The 17,166-nt window shown below is 40.2% G+C and carries 14 protein-coding genes; all 14 read left to right on the forward strand.

Annotated elements, in window-relative coordinates:
• Positions 1 to 1,335: chromosomal replication initiator protein DnaA (gene dnaA, locus IGJ95_RS00005; protein ID WP_023518857.1), on the forward strand; the 1,335-nt coding region annotated here is incomplete at its 5' end.
• 197 nt (positions 1,336 to 1,532) lie between these two features.
• Positions 1,533 to 2,663 (forward strand): DNA polymerase III subunit beta, encoded by a 1,131-nt coding sequence (gene dnaN / locus IGJ95_RS00010; protein ID WP_153830008.1) that lies wholly within the window; start codon positions 1,533 to 1,535, stop codon positions 2,661 to 2,663.
• Between the two features lie 207 nt (positions 2,664 to 2,870).
• The gene (gene yaaA, locus IGJ95_RS00015; RefSeq protein ID WP_019723041.1) at positions 2,871 to 3,113 is read left to right on the forward strand and encodes a S4 domain-containing protein YaaA; all 243 of its coding nucleotides are present in this window, start codon (positions 2,871 to 2,873) and stop codon (positions 3,111 to 3,113) included.
• Positions 3,100 to 4,215, forward strand: a complete 1,116-nt coding sequence (recF, locus tag IGJ95_RS00020; RefSeq protein WP_438761204.1) for a DNA replication/repair protein RecF — start codon at positions 3,100 to 3,102, stop codon at positions 4,213 to 4,215. The genes yaaA and recF overlap by 14 nt, the downstream gene beginning before the upstream one ends.
• A 6-nt stretch (positions 4,216 to 4,221) precedes the next feature.
• Positions 4,222 to 6,168 carry a DNA topoisomerase (ATP-hydrolyzing) subunit B gene (gene gyrB, locus IGJ95_RS00025; protein WP_010734559.1) on the forward strand — a complete coding sequence of 649 codons (1,947 nt, stop codon included), beginning with the start codon at positions 4,222 to 4,224 and terminating at the stop codon, positions 6,166 to 6,168.
• A 19-nt stretch (positions 6,169 to 6,187) separates the two neighbouring features.
• Positions 6,188 to 8,683 carry a DNA gyrase subunit A gene (gyrA, locus tag IGJ95_RS00030; protein WP_023518859.1) on the forward strand — a complete coding sequence of 832 codons (2,496 nt, stop codon included), beginning with the start codon at positions 6,188 to 6,190 and terminating at the stop codon, positions 8,681 to 8,683.
• A 238-nt stretch (positions 8,684 to 8,921) separates the two neighbouring features.
• Entirely contained in the window at positions 8,922 to 9,221 is a 300-nt protein-coding gene (rpsF, locus tag IGJ95_RS00035) for a 30S ribosomal protein S6 (RefSeq protein WP_010734557.1), read from the forward strand.
• A gap of 47 nt (positions 9,222 to 9,268) precedes the next feature.
• Positions 9,269 to 9,790: a single-stranded DNA-binding protein gene (gene ssb / locus IGJ95_RS00040; RefSeq protein WP_010734556.1), complete on the forward strand. Its 522-nt coding sequence runs from the start codon at positions 9,269 to 9,271 to the stop codon at positions 9,788 to 9,790.
• 25 nt (positions 9,791 to 9,815) lie between these two features.
• Positions 9,816 to 10,052, forward strand: coding sequence for a 30S ribosomal protein S18 (gene rpsR, locus IGJ95_RS00045; RefSeq protein WP_010734555.1), 237 nt, complete (start codon positions 9,816 to 9,818; stop codon positions 10,050 to 10,052).
• Positions 10,053 to 10,218: 166 nt separating this feature from the next.
• Complete coding sequence (locus tag IGJ95_RS00050; RefSeq protein ID WP_010734554.1) at positions 10,219 to 12,192, forward strand: DHH family phosphoesterase; 1,974 nt, start codon at positions 10,219 to 10,221, stop codon at positions 12,190 to 12,192.
• Positions 12,193 to 12,197: 5 nt separating this feature from the next.
• Positions 12,198 to 12,650, forward strand: a complete 453-nt coding sequence (gene rplI / locus IGJ95_RS00055; protein ID WP_010734553.1) for a 50S ribosomal protein L9 — start codon at positions 12,198 to 12,200, stop codon at positions 12,648 to 12,650.
• 189 nt (positions 12,651 to 12,839) lie between these two features.
• Complete coding sequence (dnaB, locus tag IGJ95_RS00060) at positions 12,840 to 14,207, forward strand: replicative DNA helicase (protein WP_010734552.1); 1,368 nt, start codon at positions 12,840 to 12,842, stop codon at positions 14,205 to 14,207.
• 375 nt (positions 14,208 to 14,582) lie between these two features.
• The gene (locus tag IGJ95_RS00065; RefSeq protein ID WP_010734551.1) at positions 14,583 to 15,875 is read left to right on the forward strand and encodes an adenylosuccinate synthase; all 1,293 of its coding nucleotides are present in this window, start codon (positions 14,583 to 14,585) and stop codon (positions 15,873 to 15,875) included.
• A gap of 379 nt (positions 15,876 to 16,254) precedes the next feature.
• Positions 16,255 to 17,118: a DegV family protein gene (locus IGJ95_RS00070; RefSeq protein WP_010734550.1), complete on the forward strand. Its 864-nt coding sequence runs from the start codon at positions 16,255 to 16,257 to the stop codon at positions 17,116 to 17,118.
• Positions 17,119 to 17,166: the final 48 nt, after the last annotated feature.

Below are 17,166 nucleotides of genomic sequence, written 5' to 3' on the forward strand. Positions count from 1 at the left end.
ATGGTATCCCTCGATGCTTTATGGACTGAATTAAAAACGACTTATCAAAAAGAACTGTCTCCAGCAAGTTACAATACTTGGATTGAGACAGCACAACCTAAATCCTTAGAACAAAGCCAATTAGTGGTGACTGTTCCAAGCAAGATCCATAAGGAATATTGGGAAAAAAATCTCGCAACAAAGATTGTTGAGGTCGGCTACATGTTAACGGGAAAAGAAATCATTCCACGTTTTGTAACCGGTGAAGAAGCGGAACAAGAAGAAGTAGAAGAAATCAAAACAATGAAAGTTCCCCCAATCACACCAATCAAAAAAGCGATGTTGAATCCTAAGTATACCTTCGATACATTTGTAATCGGAAAAGGTAACCAGATGGCTCATGCCGCTGCCTTGGTAGTTGCTGAAGATCCTGGTTCGATTTATAATCCATTGTTCTTCTATGGTGGTGTCGGACTTGGTAAGACTCACTTGATGCACGCAATTGGTCATCAAATGTTGTTAAGTCAGCCAAATGCGAAGGTCAAATATGTAAGCAGTGAGACGTTTGCCAATGATTTTATCAATTCGATCCAAAATAAAACGGCCGAAGAATTTCGCCAAGAATATCGAAATGTCGACTTACTATTAGTCGATGATATTCAATTTTTTGCTGAAAAAGAAGCAACTCAAGAAGAATTTTTCCATACCTTCAATGCGCTCTACAATGAAGGAAAACAAATCGTCCTGACGAGTGATCGTTTACCAAACGAAATCCCAAAATTGCAGGAACGTCTCGTTTCTCGCTTTGCTTGGGGACTTTCAGTAGATATCACGCCACCTGACCTTGAAACAAGAACAGCTATTTTGAGAAAAAAAGCCGCAGCAGAACGCCTAGAAATCCCTGATGATACCTTAAGTTATATTGCAGGACAAATCGATTCCAACATTCGTGAACTAGAAGGCGCTCTTGTACGTGTTCAAGCATTTGCTACGATGAACAGTGAAGATATATCAACTAGTTTAGCTGCGGACGCTTTAAAGACATTGAAATCTGGCAAAGGTCACCCGCAACTCTCGATTTTGCAGATCCAAGAAGAAGTTGCAAAGTATTACCATATTCAATTAAAGGATCTAAAAGGAAAGAAACGCGTCAAATCGATCGTTGTTCCTCGTCAAATCGCTATGTACTTGGCTCGGGAATTAACCGATAGCTCGCTTCCTAAAATCGGCGCCGAATTTGGTGGAAAAGATCATACAACTGTCATCCATGCGCACGAAAAAATCCAGCAACTGATCGATTCAAGTGTCAGCATGCAAAATGAAGTATCAGAAATCAAAAATTTCCTATTAAACTAAAAAGATGCTTGATAGAAAGAAAAACACCTTGTGGATAAAATTAGAAATCATTCAAAAGTTATGCACATATTTTCCACAGCTGTTTTTTCTTTTCTCTTCTAGCATTTTTATAGTTTTCCACAGTATCAACAGTACCTAATACTTTTATTACTTTATTTACTAATAATAAAATAAATATATGGCAAAGGAGATCTACAATGAAAGTAACCTTAAACCGCGCAACATTTATGCAAGAATTGCAAACTGTTCAGCGTGCGATTTCAAGTAAAACGACAATTCCTATTTTGACTGGGGTTAAAATCACCCTCAATCAAGAAGGCCTGACTTTAACAGGTAGTAATGCAGATATTTCAACTGAGACATTTCTATCTGTTGAAAATGAAAAAGCGCAAATGCAAATTGAAACAACAGGAGCCATTGTTCTACAAGCTCGCTTCTTCAGTGAAATCATTCGTCGATTGCCCGAAGAAACCTTTACGCTAGAAGTGCTAGAAAACAAACAAGTGGCCATTACTTCAGGGAAAGCGAATTTCTTAGTGAATGGGTTAGATGCGGATAATTACCCTCATCTTCCTGTTGTAGAAAGTCACAACCAGATGAAATTGCCTGTACATGTATTGACCAAATTGATCAATGAAACAGTGTTTGCTGTTTCTCAACATGAAAGTCGCCCAATTCTTACAGGTGTTCATTTCATTTTGAAAGACAACTCGTTATTAGCAGTAGCAACTGACTCACATCGTTTGAGTCAACGAGTGATCCCGATCGAACAATCAGCTGATCAATTCGATATCGTGATTCCTGGAAAAAGTTTGACTGAATTATCACGTTCATTGACAAATGAAGAAGAAATCGTAGAAATCAGTATTATGGAAAACCAAGTATTGTTCAAAACTGAAAATATGTATTTTTATTCACGCTTGCTAGAAGGGAATTATCCCGATACGAATCGTTTGATTCCTTCAAGTTTCAATACCGAAGTTGAATTTTCTGTCCCAAGCTTTTTAGCAGCGATTGAGCGTGCCTCTTTGCTCTCACATGAAGGACGCAACAATATCGTTCGTTTGTCGATCCAGCCTGATTCTGTTGTTCTATACGGTAATTCTCCTGAAATCGGAAAAGTAGAAGAAAGCTTGAACTATACGACTAGCACCGGTGATCCGCTGGATATTTCCTTTAATCCGGACTATATGAAAGCTGCTTTGCGTGCATTTGGCGATATGAGTATCAAAGTAAAATTCATTTCTGCCATTCGTCCATTTACGTTAGAACCAACGGAAGATGGGGTACAATTCATCCAATTGATCACTCCAGTACGCACAAACTAAAATACTAATTGAAAATAAACTGAAAAATAAACCATTTTAAACAGAAGGCCCTAAAATCAATTTTAAGGCTTTCTGTTTCTTTTTGTTCAAATCACCTTTTTTCATTTAAATCCGCTCATATGGAAAAATATATGGATAAATTTGTTTTCTTGCGAAAAAAAGGGTATAATAAAGTATACTTTTAATAATGAAAATGAGGGATGAAGAGTGAAACAACAAGTCATTCTAAAAACTGAGTTTATGACGTTGGGTCAAATGCTGAAAGAAGTCACCGTCATCGGCAGTGGTGGACAAGCAAAATGGTATTTAGCAGAAAACACGGTTTTGGTTGATGGCGAGCCAGAAAATCGTCGTGGACGAAAGCTTTATCCCGGTATGATGATCGAAGTTCCAGAAGCAGGAACTTTTTTTATGGTAAAAAAAGGGAATAACGATAATGAGGCTGAATAAGCTGCACCTCAAAAATTATCGAAACTATCAAGAATTGCAAATTGATTTTTCCAAAAACCTCGTGATTTTTTTAGGAGAAAATGCCCAAGGAAAAACGAATCTTTTGGAAAGTATTTATGTGCTTGCAATGACAAGAAGTCATCGTACAAATAGTGAACAAGAGTTGATTGGATGGAACGATGAGCAGTCGATGATCCAAGGGGAGATCACAAGAGGAACCTCTAAGATCCCGTTAGAGATCCAACTGTCTAAAAAAGGACGAAAAACAAAGATCAATCATATCGAACAAAAGAAGTTGAGTAGTTATGTTGGACAATTGAATGTCATTTTATTTGCTCCTGAAGATCTTTCTTTAGTGAAAGGAAGCCCACAGATCCGACGCAAATTTTTAGATATGGAATTAGGTCAGATCAATCCAATCTATCTTTACGATCTTGTCCAATATCAAGCAATCCTAAAGCAGAGAAATCAGTATTTGAAGCAATTGAATGAGAAAAAACAAACGGATTTACTTTATCTTGATATTTTATCTGAACAACTAGCAGAATTTGGTAGCAAAGTACTAAAGGCAAGAGCGCAGTTTATCAAGCATTTAGAATATTGGGCAAATTCTTTACATCAACAAATCACGCATCAAAGAGAACAGTTGGCAATCGAATATGTGACCGCCCTCTCTTCTTTAGACACTATGACAGTTCAAGAGATCCAGTCACAATTTTTAACGTTGCTCGAACAAAACAAAAAGAAAGATCTCTTTCGAGGGACAACGACTGTGGGTCCCCATCGAGATGACCTTTCTTTTTTTGTCAATGAAAAAAACGTGCAAAATTTTGGTTCTCAAGGTCAACAGCGAACAACGGCATTAAGTGTCAAATTAGCAGAAATCGATTTGATCAAAGAAGAAACAGGCGAGTATCCGATCCTATTACTGGATGATGTAATGAGTGAGTTAGACGACCAACGTCAACTCCATTTACTTGAAACGATTGAAGGGAAAGTACAGACATTCTTAACTACTACCTCCCTGGATCACGTTAAAAATAAAATGACTGTTGAACCTGAGATTTTTTATGTTCAGCAGGGAGAAATAAAAGGAGAATAAACATACATGACAGAAGAAAGAAGTTTAGTCGAGCGCGCAAAAGAATATGATGCCAGTCAGATTCAAGTGCTTGAGGGTCTTGAAGCCGTTCGGAAACGTCCGGGGATGTACATTGGTTCAACAAGTTCAGAAGGACTTCACCACTTAGTATGGGAAATTGTCGATAATTCGATCGATGAAGTCTTGGCAGGATTTGCGACAAAGATCCAAGTCATCATTGAGGAAGACAACAGTATCACTGTCATCGATGATGGTCGTGGGATTCCGGTCGATATCCAAGCAAAGACTGGTCGTCCAGCTGTAGAAACAGTGTTTACTGTCTTGCATGCGGGTGGTAAATTTGGCGGAGGCGGCTACAAAGTATCCGGTGGTCTTCATGGGGTTGGTTCGTCCGTTGTGAATGCACTATCGACACTATTAGATGTCAAAGTGTACAAAGATGGCAAGATCTATTACCAAGAATATCGTCGTGGGGCGGTAGTCGATGATTTGAAAGTCATCGGTGACACTGATTTAAGTGGAACGACCGTTCACTTCATCCCAGACCCAGAAATTTTTACAGAAACGACAACTTTCGACTTTAATAAATTGGCGACTCGTATTCGTGAGCTGGCTTTCTTGAATCGTGGGATGAAAATCTCAATTGAAGATCGTCGCGAAGAAAAGCCTGTCGTGAAAGAATACCATTACGACGGTGGAATCAAAAGCTACGTCGAATATTTAAATGCGAGCAAAACAGTGATTTTCCCAGAACCTGTTTATTTAGAAGGGGAGCAACAAGAAATCACTGTCGAAGTTTCGATGCAATATACAGACGGTTATCATTCCAATATCATGAGCTTTGCCAACAATATCCATACGTACGAAGGCGGAACACATGAATCAGGATTTAAGACAGCTTTGACACGGGTCATCAATGATTATGCACGTAAGCAAAAATTGATGAAAGAAAATGATGATAATTTAACAGGTGAAGATGTGCGTGAAGGATTGACAGCAGTCATTTCGATCAAGCATCCAGATCCTCAGTTTGAAGGACAAACGAAAACAAAATTAGGAAACTCAGAAGTACGTACGGTCACTGATCGTTTGTTCAGTGAGCATTTCATGAAATTCTTATTGGAAAACCCAAGTGTGGGCCGTCAGATCGTCGAAAAAGGACTACTTGCCTCTAGAGCCCGCTTAGCGGCTAAACGCGCGCGTGAAGTGACGCGGAGAAAAGGAGCATTGGAAATCAGTAATCTACCTGGTAAATTAGCCGATTGTTCCAGCAATGATCCTGAAAAAAGTGAATTGTTCATCGTCGAAGGAGATTCAGCCGGTGGTTCAGCAAAGCAAGGACGAAGCCGTGAATTTCAAGCGATTTTACCGATCCGCGGGAAAATCTTGAACGTTGAAAAAGCAAGTATGGATAAAATTTTAGCCAACGAAGAAATTCGCTCACTGTTTACAGCGATGGGTACAGGATTTGGTGAAGATTTCGACGTGTCCAAAGCACGTTACCATAAATTAGTCATCATGACCGATGCCGATGTCGATGGTGCCCACATTCGTACGTTGCTATTGACGCTCTTTTATCGTTATATGCGCCCAATCGTGGAAGCCGGCTATGTTTATATCGCGCAACCACCGCTATATGGCGTTAAACAAGGAAAGAAAATCACATATGTCCAACCAGGGAAAAATGCCGAAGAAGAGTTGAGAAAAGTCATCGAATCACTACCAGCAACACCAAAACCAAGTGTTCAACGATACAAAGGGCTTGGTGAGATGGATGATCATCAACTATGGGAAACGACGATGGACCCAAGCAAACGTATGATGGCTCGTGTCAGTGTAGATGATGCGATTGCTGCCGATGAAGTATTTGAAATGTTGATGGGCGATCGAGTGGAACCTCGTCGTGCATTCATTGAAGAAAATGCTCACTATGTTAAAAATCTAGATATTTAATCATGAAGGAGGAAGAAAAATGAGTGAAGAAATCAGAGAAAACATCCATGATGTCAATCTAACTAGCGAAATGAAAGACTCCTTCATAGATTACGCCATGAGTGTCATTGTCGCTCGGGCTCTACCAGATGTTAGAGATGGATTAAAACCAGTTCACCGCCGTATTTTATATGGGATGAATGAACTAGGTGTCACACCAGACAAAGCACACAAGAAATCAGCCAGAATCGTGGGGGACGTCATGGGTAAATACCATCCCCATGGTGACAGTGCGATCTATGAGTCAATGGTTCGGATGGCGCAGCCTTTTAGCTATCGCTACATGTTAGTAGATGGTCATGGAAACTTTGGGTCAGTTGATGGAGATGGCGCAGCTGCGATGCGTTATACTGAAGCCAGAATGAGTAAGATTGCGACAGAAATGTTACGTGATATCAATAAAAATACGGTCGATTTCCAAAGCAACTACGATGATACGGAAAAAGAACCAGTTGTCTTACCGGCACGTTTTCCTAACTTGCTAGTCAATGGTACGACAGGGATCGCAGTCGGAATGGCGACGAATATTCCCCCACATAATCTGACAGAAGTTGTAGCAGCGATTGATCTATTGATGGAAAATCCAGATGTGACAACCAATGAATTGATGGAAGTCTTACCTGGGCCTGATTTTCCTACCGGCGGATTAGTCATGGGGAAATCCGGCATTCGTCGAGCGTATGAAACAGGAAAAGGTTCAATCACTGTTCGAGCAAAAGTAGAAATCACGGAAATGCCAAATGGAAAAGAGCGGATCTTAGTCACTGAATTGCCATATATGGTCAATAAAGCAAAATTGATTGAGCGAATTTCAGAATTGCACCGTGACAAACGAATTGAAGGGATCACAGATCTAAGAGATGAATCTTCTCGTGAAGGAATGCGTATCGTGATCGATGTGCGTCGTGACGCGAGTGCCTCTGTCATTTTGAACAATCTCTACAAATTGACATCCTTACAAAACTCATTTGGTTTCAATATGTTAGCAATCGAAAAAGGCGTACCGAAAGTTCTAAGCTTGAAGCAGATCCTTGAAAATTATATCGAACACCAACGCGAAGTTATTACACGTCGTACGGTCTTTGAAAAAGATAAAGCGGAAGCAAGAGCACATATCTTAGAAGGACTACGAATCGCCTTAGATCATATTGATGAAATCATCGCGATCATTCGTGGGTCCAAATCAGATGAAGAAGCGAAAAACGCGATGATCGAACGCTTCGATCTTTCTGACCGTCAATCGCAAGCAATCTTAGATATGCGTTTACGCCGTTTGACTGGTTTGGAAAGAGAAAAAATCGAAAATGAATACCAAGAATTATTGAAACTCATTGAAGATTTAGCTGATATTCTTGCTCGCCCTGAACGGGTAACAGAAATCATTCAAACCGAACTTGCTGAATTGAGTCAACGATTTGGCGACAAACGTCGTACAGAATTACTGGTCGGTGAAGTCTTGAGTTTAGAAGACGAAGATTTAATCGAAGAAGAAGAAATCGTGATCACATTGACGAATAATGGCTATATCAAACGTTTAGCCAACAACGAATTCCGCGCACAACGTCGTGGAGGTCGAGGCATCCAAGGAATGGGTGTTCATAACGATGATTTCGTGAAAAATCTTGTTTCTTGCTCCACACATGATACATTGCTGTTCTTTACTAATAACGGAAAAGTGTATCGTGCGAAAGGATACGAGATCCCAGAGTACGGACGTACAGCAAAAGGGATTCCGATCATCAACTTACTGGGCATTGATTCAAGTGAGAAGATCCAAGCCATCATCGCAGTAACTGGTGAAGCAGAGGAAGGGCATTACTTGTTCTTTACTACACGCCAAGGAACAGTCAAACGTACGACTGTCACTGCTTTTGCCAATATCCGTAGCAATGGGTTGATTGCGATTGGTTTGAAAGAAAATGATGAATTGGTCAACGTCTTATTGACTGATGGCCAATCAAACATCATCATTGGTACACACGATGGCTATTCTGTGACTTTTGCAGAAGATGCCGTTCGTGATATGGGACGTACAGCCTCTGGGGTTCGTGGGGTTCGTTTGAGAGAAGACGATTACGTCGTTGGAGCAGCCTTGATGAATGAGGATCATGAAGTCTTGATCATCACAGAAAAAGGTTATGGAAAACGTACCAAGGTTTCTGAGTACCCTGTCAAAGGACGTGGGGGTAAAGGGATCAAAACTGCGAATATCACTGAGAAAAATGGTCCATTAGCTGGATTGACGACGGTGACAGGCGAAGAAGATATTATGTTGATCACAGACAAAGGTGTCATCATCCGCTTCAACGTTTCAACGGTTTCTCAGACAGGTCGGGCAACGCTAGGCGTGCGCTTGATCAAGATGGAAGCAGAAACGAAAGTGGTGACCATGGCAGCAGTAGAACCAGAACCTGCGGAAGAAACGACTGTCGAAGCAGAGACAGTTGATGTGGAAACAGATCATACAGAAGAATAGAAATAGGCGTAAAGCAAAAGTGAATGTCTAAAATCAAAACTCCCAAGAATAGGTAAAACTATCTTTGGGAGTTTTTGGTCGTCTCAAAAGAAAAAATTTGGAAAACAAAGAACAGCAGCTTGCTTTTTTAGTGCATTGCGTGTATAATTGAGGATTGTGAGTAGTCTAATTTATTAGAAAACTCTCCTTGCTCTTGGGAAAGCTGAGAGCCGAAAGTCCATAGGGAGGTGAAAAATCAATGGAAAACACGAAATATGAAATCATGTATATTATTCGTCCAAACATTGATGAAGAAGCAAAAACTGCTTTAATCGAACGTTTCGATTCAATCTTGAAAGATAACGGAGCTGAAGTTATCGAATCAAAAGATTGGGAAAAACGCCGTTTAGCATACGAAATGAACGGTTACCGTGAAGGTATCTATCACATCGTTAAAGTAACTTCTCCATCATCAGCAGATGCAATCAACGAGTTTGATCGTCTTGCTAAAATCAATGACGATATCGTTCGTCACATGATCGTAAAAGAAGAAGCTTAATTATTGTTTCACATGGAACAATCAAACGATGAGAGGAGATGACCATTTTGATTAATAACGTTGTACTAGTTGGACGTCTGACAAAAGATCCAGATTTACGATATACATCAAGTGGCACTGCTGTAGCAACGTTCACTTTAGCTGTCAATCGTAACTTCACGAGCCAAAACGGCAACCGTGAGGCGGATTTTATTAATTGTGTGATTTGGCGAAAATCAGCAGAAACACTAGCAAACTATGCACATAAAGGAACACTTTTAGGTGTAACTGGTCGTATTCAAACGCGTTCTTATGATAATCAACAAGGACAACGTGTGTACGTAACAGAAGTAGTTGCTGAAAACTTCCAATTATTGGAAAGTCGTGCAGCATCTGAAAACCGTCAACAAAGCGGTGGCTACCAAGACACTGGTCAATCGACAAATAATTTTGGCGGAAACGGCGGAAACAATAACTATAATCAAACATCTCAATCATCCAACGGTATGCCTGATTTTGATCGTGATTCTTCTGATCCATTCGGATCAAGCTCAACGATCGACATTTCAGACGATGATTTACCATTCTAAACGAATTTGATAGGAGGGAAATAGAATGGCACAACAAAGAAGAGGCGGACGTAAACGTCGTAAAGTAGACTACATCGCTGCTAACCATATTGAATATATCGATTATAAAGATATCGAATTACTAAAAAGATTTATCTCAGAACGTGGTAAAATTTTGCCACGTCGTGTAACAGGTACAGGCGCTAAAAACCAACGTAAAATTACGATTGCAATCAAACGCGCACGTATCATGGGATTACTACCATTCGTTGGCGAAGAATAATTCGCTTTAGGAATGATTCTGTAGGAATACCCAATCGTTTCAAACCATTACAGAGGAAGTTATGACTACTGTCGTGACTTCCTCTTTTTGTTCCATTTAGGTGTTTAGTCGCTTACATGACATGAGTTATGGTAAAATTAGGCTAATCAGTTACGGGAGGAAAGACATGGATAAAGAAAAAATAAAAGTAAGCCCGAGCCCTCTGCTCATTCTTTTATTGATCCTTGCAGAAGTTTTGGTTGTATTATTGATGCCATTTCGCTTGATCAGTGCGTTGTTCATCCTGATCGTGAATCTATTTTGTATTCGTTATGGTTTAAAGATGAAACGGTGGTTGACTCTAAGGAATCGTGACAAGATCCAACAAGCTTCCACAGTTGCGGAATCCAATTTGAATTATGTTTCTGAGATCATGCCAGTCGGAATCATCTCTTACCAACCAGCGACACAAACCATTGATTGGCTGAATCCTTTCGCATTGAATGTGAAAGACCAAAGCTCTTTATTGGAAGCAGACTTGTTAGAAACTTTTTTTTCAGCAAAAGAAAAAAAGAAAAATCAAGTCTATTTAGCTGACAAAACGTTTCAATTTGAATTGGATACGGTGAAAGGGGTCGTTTATTTTATTGACGTGACCCAGAACCAACTACTGAAGATCCATCAAGTGAATAGCCAGCCAATCATCGGGATTCTTTCAATCGATAACTATGCAGATACGGTCGATAAATTGGATGAAAAAGAAGTTTCTTATTTGAACTCCTTCATTACGACACTGATTTCTGACTGGATGAATGAATATCATGTGTTTTTTAAACGAATCAATTCAGAGCGCTTTTTCTTTTTTGGACAGATGAGTGACTTAAAGAAAATGATGGATAAGAAATTTGATCTCTTAGATCGCTTACGAGCAGAAGCTGAAAGACAAAACCATCCGTTGACCCTTAGTATGGGAATTGCCTATGGACAACAAACACTAGAAGAAATCGGTAGCGAAGCTCAAAATAACTTAGATATCGCTTTGGTTCGTGGTGGGGATCAGGTCGTGGTGAAAGAAGTTCGTGAAGGAGCGAAACCTACTTACTATGGTGGGAAATCAGCAACGACCATCAAACGTACGCGCGTTCGTTCACGGGCGATGAGTACTGCTTTACGCAAAATTTTTGATGAAACAGGCGATGTATTTATTATGGGGCATCGCTTCCCTGATATGGACGCTATCGGTTCAGCCGTTGGAGTCAGTTGTCTGGCGCGCTTCAATCAGAAAAAAGCCTATATCGTCATCGATGAAAAAGAAATCATTCCAGATGTGGAACGCTGTTTAACAGAAATCCATAAAGAACCAGAGTTGGAGATGCAATTGATTACGCCAGAACGCGCAATGGAGCTTAAGAAAGACAAGGATCTACTCGTAATGGTCGATTACCATAAACCATCGCTATCGATCTCTCAGAGCCTTTACGAGCAATTTGATAAGATCGTGATCATTGACCATCATCGTCGAGGCGAAGAGTTTCCAAGCAAACCGCTCTTAACGTATATTGAATCTTCTGCGTCTTCTGCCTCTGAATTAGTCACAGAATTAATCCAATACCAAAGTAGCCGAACCAATCGGATCAGCCGTTTAGAGGCGACGTTGTTGTTAGCTGGCATGACCGTTGATACGAATAACTTCAATGTGCGAACGACAGCACGTACGTTTGATGTTGCAAGCTATTTAAAGACTTGTAGTGCGGACGCATCCTTAGTACAATATTTATTGAGCTCTGATTTAGCCACTTATTTAGAAATCAGCCACTTGATCGCCCACAATGAACAAGTGACGGAGGATATTGTGGTGGCAGCAGGGACGGATGAAAAAGAGTATAATAGTGTTATCGCAGCAAAAACAGCAGATACGTTGCTCTCAATGGTCAATATCAATGGCGCTTTCGTCATTACGAAACGGACGGATGGCTTAGTTGGTATCAGTGCCCGCAGCACAGGAACGATCAATGTCCAATTGATCATGGAATCCTTAGGCGGTGGCGGACATTTCACCAATGCGGCAACACAACTGGAAAATGTGACTGTAGAAGAAGCAAAACAACAACTGCTCGCTGCTATCCAAGAAAATATGAATCAATTATATAAAAAGGAGTAGATGAGATGAAAGTCATTTTCTTACAAGATGTTAAAGGCAAAGGCAAAAAAGGCGATGTCAAGGAAGTTCCTACAGGCTATGCGCAAAATTATTTGATCAAAAACAATCTGGCAAAAGAAGCAAATAAAAGCAGCATCAGTCAGTTAGAAGGACAGAAAAAAGCCCAAGAAAAACAAGAAGCAGAAATTCTTGAAGAAGCCAAAAAATTAAAAGAATTTCTTGAAAAAGAAGAAACAGTCGTGGAATTAAAAGCCAAAGCAGGAGAAGATAGCCGTTTATTTGGCTCGATCCCATCGAAACAAATCGCTGAAGGCTTGAATAAGCAATACAAAGTAAAATTAGACAAACGTAAAATTGAGTTGAACAACCCAATTCGTACGTTAGGCTATACCAACGTACCTGTGAAACTACACCATGAAGTAACTGCAACGATCAAGGTACACGTTGTCTCTGAATAAACGAAAAGAACATGTGACGAAATCACTTCGATAAATCAGCCGCAGAGGACAAAAATCGCTTTCGATTATTTTTGACTTTTGCGGCCTATTTTCGAAGGAAGAGCTTTTGGAACAGATGTTCATTTTAGGGATGACTTTTCTGCCATTTTCTTGTAAAATGAAGCAATTGAAAGCAAGGAGCGATAGAATATGAGTGAAGTGTGGCAGGATCGAATTCCACCGCAAAATATTGAAGCTGAACAAGCGGTTCTAGGTTCTGTTTTTCTAGACGCTGAAACGATCATCGATGCCATGGAGTACATAGAACCGAAAGATTTTTATCGTCGGGGACATCAAATCATTTTTGAAATCATGATCGAATTGAATGACCGTAGTGAAGCGATTGATGTCGTGACCGTCAAAGATCGTTTGGAGCAACGAAATCTCTTGGAAGATGCTGGTGGAGTCAGTTACTTATCTGATTTAGCTTTAGCTGTACCAACGGCAGCGAACATTGTCTACTACGCAAAAATCGTGGAAGAAAAATCATTGCTCCGTAATTTGATCCAAACAGCAACAGGGATCGTGACTAGAGGATTTGAACAAGGAGAAGAAGTCCAATCCATCTTAGATGATGCGGAACGTAGCATCCTTGAAGTATCAGAAAAACGTAACCGTAGCGGGTTCTTATCTATTGCGGAAGTCTTGAATTCTACGATTGAAAATATTGACCAACTCGCGCAAAACAATGAAGAGATCACAGGTTTGCCAACTGGTTACCAAGGATTAGATAAAATGACTGCTGGCTTCCAAGCAGAAGAGCTGATTATTTTGGCTGCACGTCCGGCAGTAGGGAAAACAGCCTTTGCCTTGAATATTGCCCAAAATGTTGGTACAAAAACGGATCGTTCTGTAGCGATCTTCAGTCTAGAGATGGGGGCAGAATCACTGGTCAACCGGATGCTTTGTGCGGAAGGTTCGATTGAAGCGAGTCACTTACGTACGGGACAGCTGTCCGAAGAAGAATGGTCCAATTTGATTGTTGCGATGGGTAGTTTATCGAAAGCAAATATCTTTATTGATGATACACCAGGGATCAAAATCTCTGAGATACGAGCAAAATGTCGGAAACTTGCACAAGAAAAAGGAAATCTAGGCTTGATACTCATCGATTACTTGCAGTTGATCGAAGGAAATGGGAAAGAAAACCGTCAACAAGAAGTATCCGATATCTCACGTCAATTGAAAAAACTAGCGAAAGAATTAAAAGTTCCCGTCATTGCTCTTTCCCAGCTTTCTCGTGGAGTGGAACAACGCCAAGATAAACGACCTGTCTTAAGTGATATCCGTGAGTCTGGTTCGATTGAGCAGGATGCGGATATCGTGGCATTCTTATATCGTGATGATTACTACGAACGTGAAGGTGGCGAAGATGGTGATGCGCCAGAACCACAAAACGATAATGTGATCGAAGTCATCATTGAAAAAAACCGGAGTGGAGCAAGGGGAACGGTCGAATTGCTCTTTATCAAAGAATACAATAAATTTTCCTCGCTTTCTCCGCGAGAAGAATATTAGGACGAATAAATCTGAATAAATCAAACATCGAGGTCGGGACAGAAGTGTTTAGCCTCGAGAAATAAGGTGCCAGCCACGAAAATTGTTCTTCAAATTTTTGTGGCTGGCGCTTTATTTTTCAAAGAGGTTATTTCTATTCCCACCGTTTATTCGATTTTTGGTGGTGCGAGAGGACGAATGTCCGAAGATGGTTTTTCAAACTCAGTCAGGTCAGGCGCCTACTTGTTAGTAACCAATGGAACATAGAAAATTATAACGTTCGCTTTTTAAACGTTTTCTCTAAAATATATTAAATATCATTCGATTTTAGTTGAATAAAGTTTGAAGTATTGTTACAATAATTCAGGATTAAATAATATTAAATGAGGTGTTCAAATGTCATCTGTAGTAGTAGTGGGTACACAATGGGGCGACGAAGGGAAAGGAAAAATTACTGACTTTCTTAGTGAAAATGCTGAAGTGATCGCACGGTACCAAGGTGGCGACAATGCGGGACACACAATTAAATTCGATGGTGTTACGTATAAACTGCACTTGATTCCTTCGGGGATTTTTTACAAAGATAAAATCAGCGTGATCGGGAATGGTGTAGTAGTCAATCCGAAATCTTTAGTCAAAGAATTGGCTTATTTACATGAAAAAAATGTGACGACAGATAATTTACGTATTTCTGATCGTGCGCATGTGATTTTACCGTATCATATCAAATTAGACCAATTGCAAGAAGATGCAAAAGGAGAAAATAAAATCGGTACGACCATCAAAGGGATTGGCCCTGCTTATATGGACAAAGCCGCTCGTGTCGGTATCCGTGTAGCCGATTTATTAGATAAAGAAATTTTTGAAGAGCGTTTACGAGTGAATCTAGACGATAAAAACCGTCAATTTGTGAAAATGTTCGATTCAGAGCCAATTGAATTTGAAGAAATCTTTGAAGAATACTACGAATATGGACAACAAATCAAACAATACGTGACGGATACATCAGTTATCTTAAATGATGCGTTAGATGCAGGAAAACGTGTTTTATTTGAAGGCGCACAAGGTGTGATGTTGGATATCGATCAAGGAACGTATCCGTTTGTTACCTCATCAAATCCAGTGGCTGGTGGTGTGACGATCGGTAGTGGTGTCGGACCTTCAAAAATCAATAAAGTGGTCGGTGTATGTAAAGCTTACACTTCACGTGTGGGAGATGGCCCATTCCCTACTGAATTGTTTGATGAAACAGGTCAACAAATTCGTGAAGTCGGTCGCGAATATGGTACAACGACTGGACGTCCACGTCGTGTCGGCTGGTTTGATACAGTCGTGATGCGTCACTCAAAACGTGTGTCAGGTATCACGAATCTATCATTGAATTCGATCGATGTCTTGAGCGGTTTGGAAACAGTGAAAATCTGTACAGCATACGAATTAGACGGTGAACGAATCTATCATTATCCAGCGAGTTTGAAAGAATTGAACCGTTGCAAACCAATCTACGAAGAATTGCCAGGTTGGTCAGAAGACATTACTGCTTGTCGCACACTAGCTGAATTACCAGAAAATGCTCGTAACTATGTAAGACGTATCTCAGAGCTTGTAGGCGTGCGTATTTCAACATTTTCAGTAGGTCCTGACCGAAACCAAACAAATATCTTAGAAAGCGTGTGGGCGCAAATCTAAGCCTTTCAGTGATGATTCGCTAACAGGAACATTCTTTAAGAATGAGTGGACCACTGAAATCACGAGAAATAAAGGAAATCGGGACAGAAGTGTTTAGCCTCGAGAAATACGGCGACAACCACGAAAATTGTTTTTCTAATTTTTGTGGTTGTCGCTTTATTTCCCAAGAGATTACTCCTGTTGCCATTATTTATCGGTTTTAGAGCGACACACAAAAATGAATGTGACTTTTGTTTTAGACTGATCGTATTCATTTAAGCGTTCGCTTGATTGGCTTGTACCAAGTACAACGAATATAAGAGCTGAAGTTATTTAAAATTAAAGGAGTTTGCTATAATAGAATGCGATGAAAAGTGGAGAAAAAAAGGAGTTGGAACGAATGTATCAAATAGTCACAGATTCATGTTGCGATCTGCCCTATCAAGTGTTGGCAAATGCAAATGTTGATTTTTTATCCATGGAGATCCAGATTGGTGAGGAAATACGAATCGATGATCTGGGAAAAACATTTGATTATGAAGGGTACATCCAACAGTTACGTGAAGGAGCAATGCCTACGACCTCACAAATCAATGTGGGTCGCTATTTGGAGTTCTTCCGTAGCTATGTGGAGAAAGGTATCCCAGTCTTGTACGTTGCTTTTTCGAGTGGCATGAGTGGTTCTTACAGCAGTGCCTTACAAGCAGTCGAATTATTGAAAGAAACCTATGAGGACCCGCAAGTTCATGTGTTTGATACGAAAGCCGCAAGTATCGGGGAAGGACTACTTGTATTAGAAGCTGTTCGTTTGAAAGAATCGGGTTATTCTTTGGAAGAAACATTGGCTTGGTTACAAAATAATTACCTCAAAGTTCATTCTTGGGTAACCGTTGATGATTTAAAACATTTAGAACGTGGAGGACGCATCTCTAAAGCAAGTGCTGCTATTGGTAGTCTGTTAAGCGTGAAGCCGATCATTACCGTTGAACCAAGTGGTCATTTGAAGAATGTCGATAAAGTGCGTGGTAGAAACAAATCCATTCAGAAAATCGTGGAGGAAACGGTCAAAACGATCGTAGCTCCATTGGAACAAACGGTGTATATCGCTTATGCCGGAGACTTAGAAAGTGCTGAGAAAGCCAAAAAATTATTAGAAGAAAATATCAAAACAAAAGAAATCAAACTCTATCCCTTAGGACCAACGATCGCCAGTCATACAGGCTATGGGTGTATCGCCATCTTTTCAATGGGTGTGAGTCGATAAAAAAGAAAAACAGCTGTACAACGTAAGACTACTCACGTTGTACAGCTG

It is taken from the genome of Enterococcus sp. AZ156, assembly GCF_051714165.1.
Lineage (GTDB): Bacteria > Bacillota > Bacilli > Lactobacillales > Enterococcaceae > Enterococcus_B > Enterococcus_B pernyi.

What these genes read in the sequence shown, in the direction of transcription:
- IGJ95_RS00050 (WP_010734554.1), top strand. Translation starts at nt 10,219, where the DNA reads ATGGATAAAGAAAAAATAAAAGTAAGCCCGAGCCCTCTGCTCATTCTT.
- dnaN (WP_153830008.1), top strand. Translation starts at nt 1,533, where the DNA reads ATGAAAGTAACCTTAAACCGCGCAACATTTATGCAAGAATTGCAAACT.
- gyrB (WP_010734559.1), top strand. Translation starts at nt 4,222, where the DNA reads ATGACAGAAGAAAGAAGTTTAGTCGAGCGCGCAAAAGAATATGATGCC.
- rplI (WP_010734553.1), top strand. Translation starts at nt 12,198, where the DNA reads ATGAAAGTCATTTTCTTACAAGATGTTAAAGGCAAAGGCAAAAAAGGC.
- rpsF (WP_010734557.1), top strand. Translation starts at nt 8,922, where the DNA reads ATGGAAAACACGAAATATGAAATCATGTATATTATTCGTCCAAACATT.
- recF (WP_438761204.1), top strand. Translation starts at nt 3,100, where the DNA reads ATGAGGCTGAATAAGCTGCACCTCAAAAATTATCGAAACTATCAAGAA.
- IGJ95_RS00065 (WP_010734551.1), top strand. Translation starts at nt 14,583, where the DNA reads ATGTCATCTGTAGTAGTAGTGGGTACACAATGGGGCGACGAAGGGAAA.
- dnaB (WP_010734552.1), top strand. Translation starts at nt 12,840, where the DNA reads ATGAGTGAAGTGTGGCAGGATCGAATTCCACCGCAAAATATTGAAGCT.
- gyrA (WP_023518859.1), top strand. Translation starts at nt 6,188, where the DNA reads ATGAGTGAAGAAATCAGAGAAAACATCCATGATGTCAATCTAACTAGC.
- rpsR (WP_010734555.1), top strand. Translation starts at nt 9,816, where the DNA reads ATGGCACAACAAAGAAGAGGCGGACGTAAACGTCGTAAAGTAGACTAC.
- IGJ95_RS00070 (WP_010734550.1), top strand. Translation starts at nt 16,255, where the DNA reads ATGTATCAAATAGTCACAGATTCATGTTGCGATCTGCCCTATCAAGTG.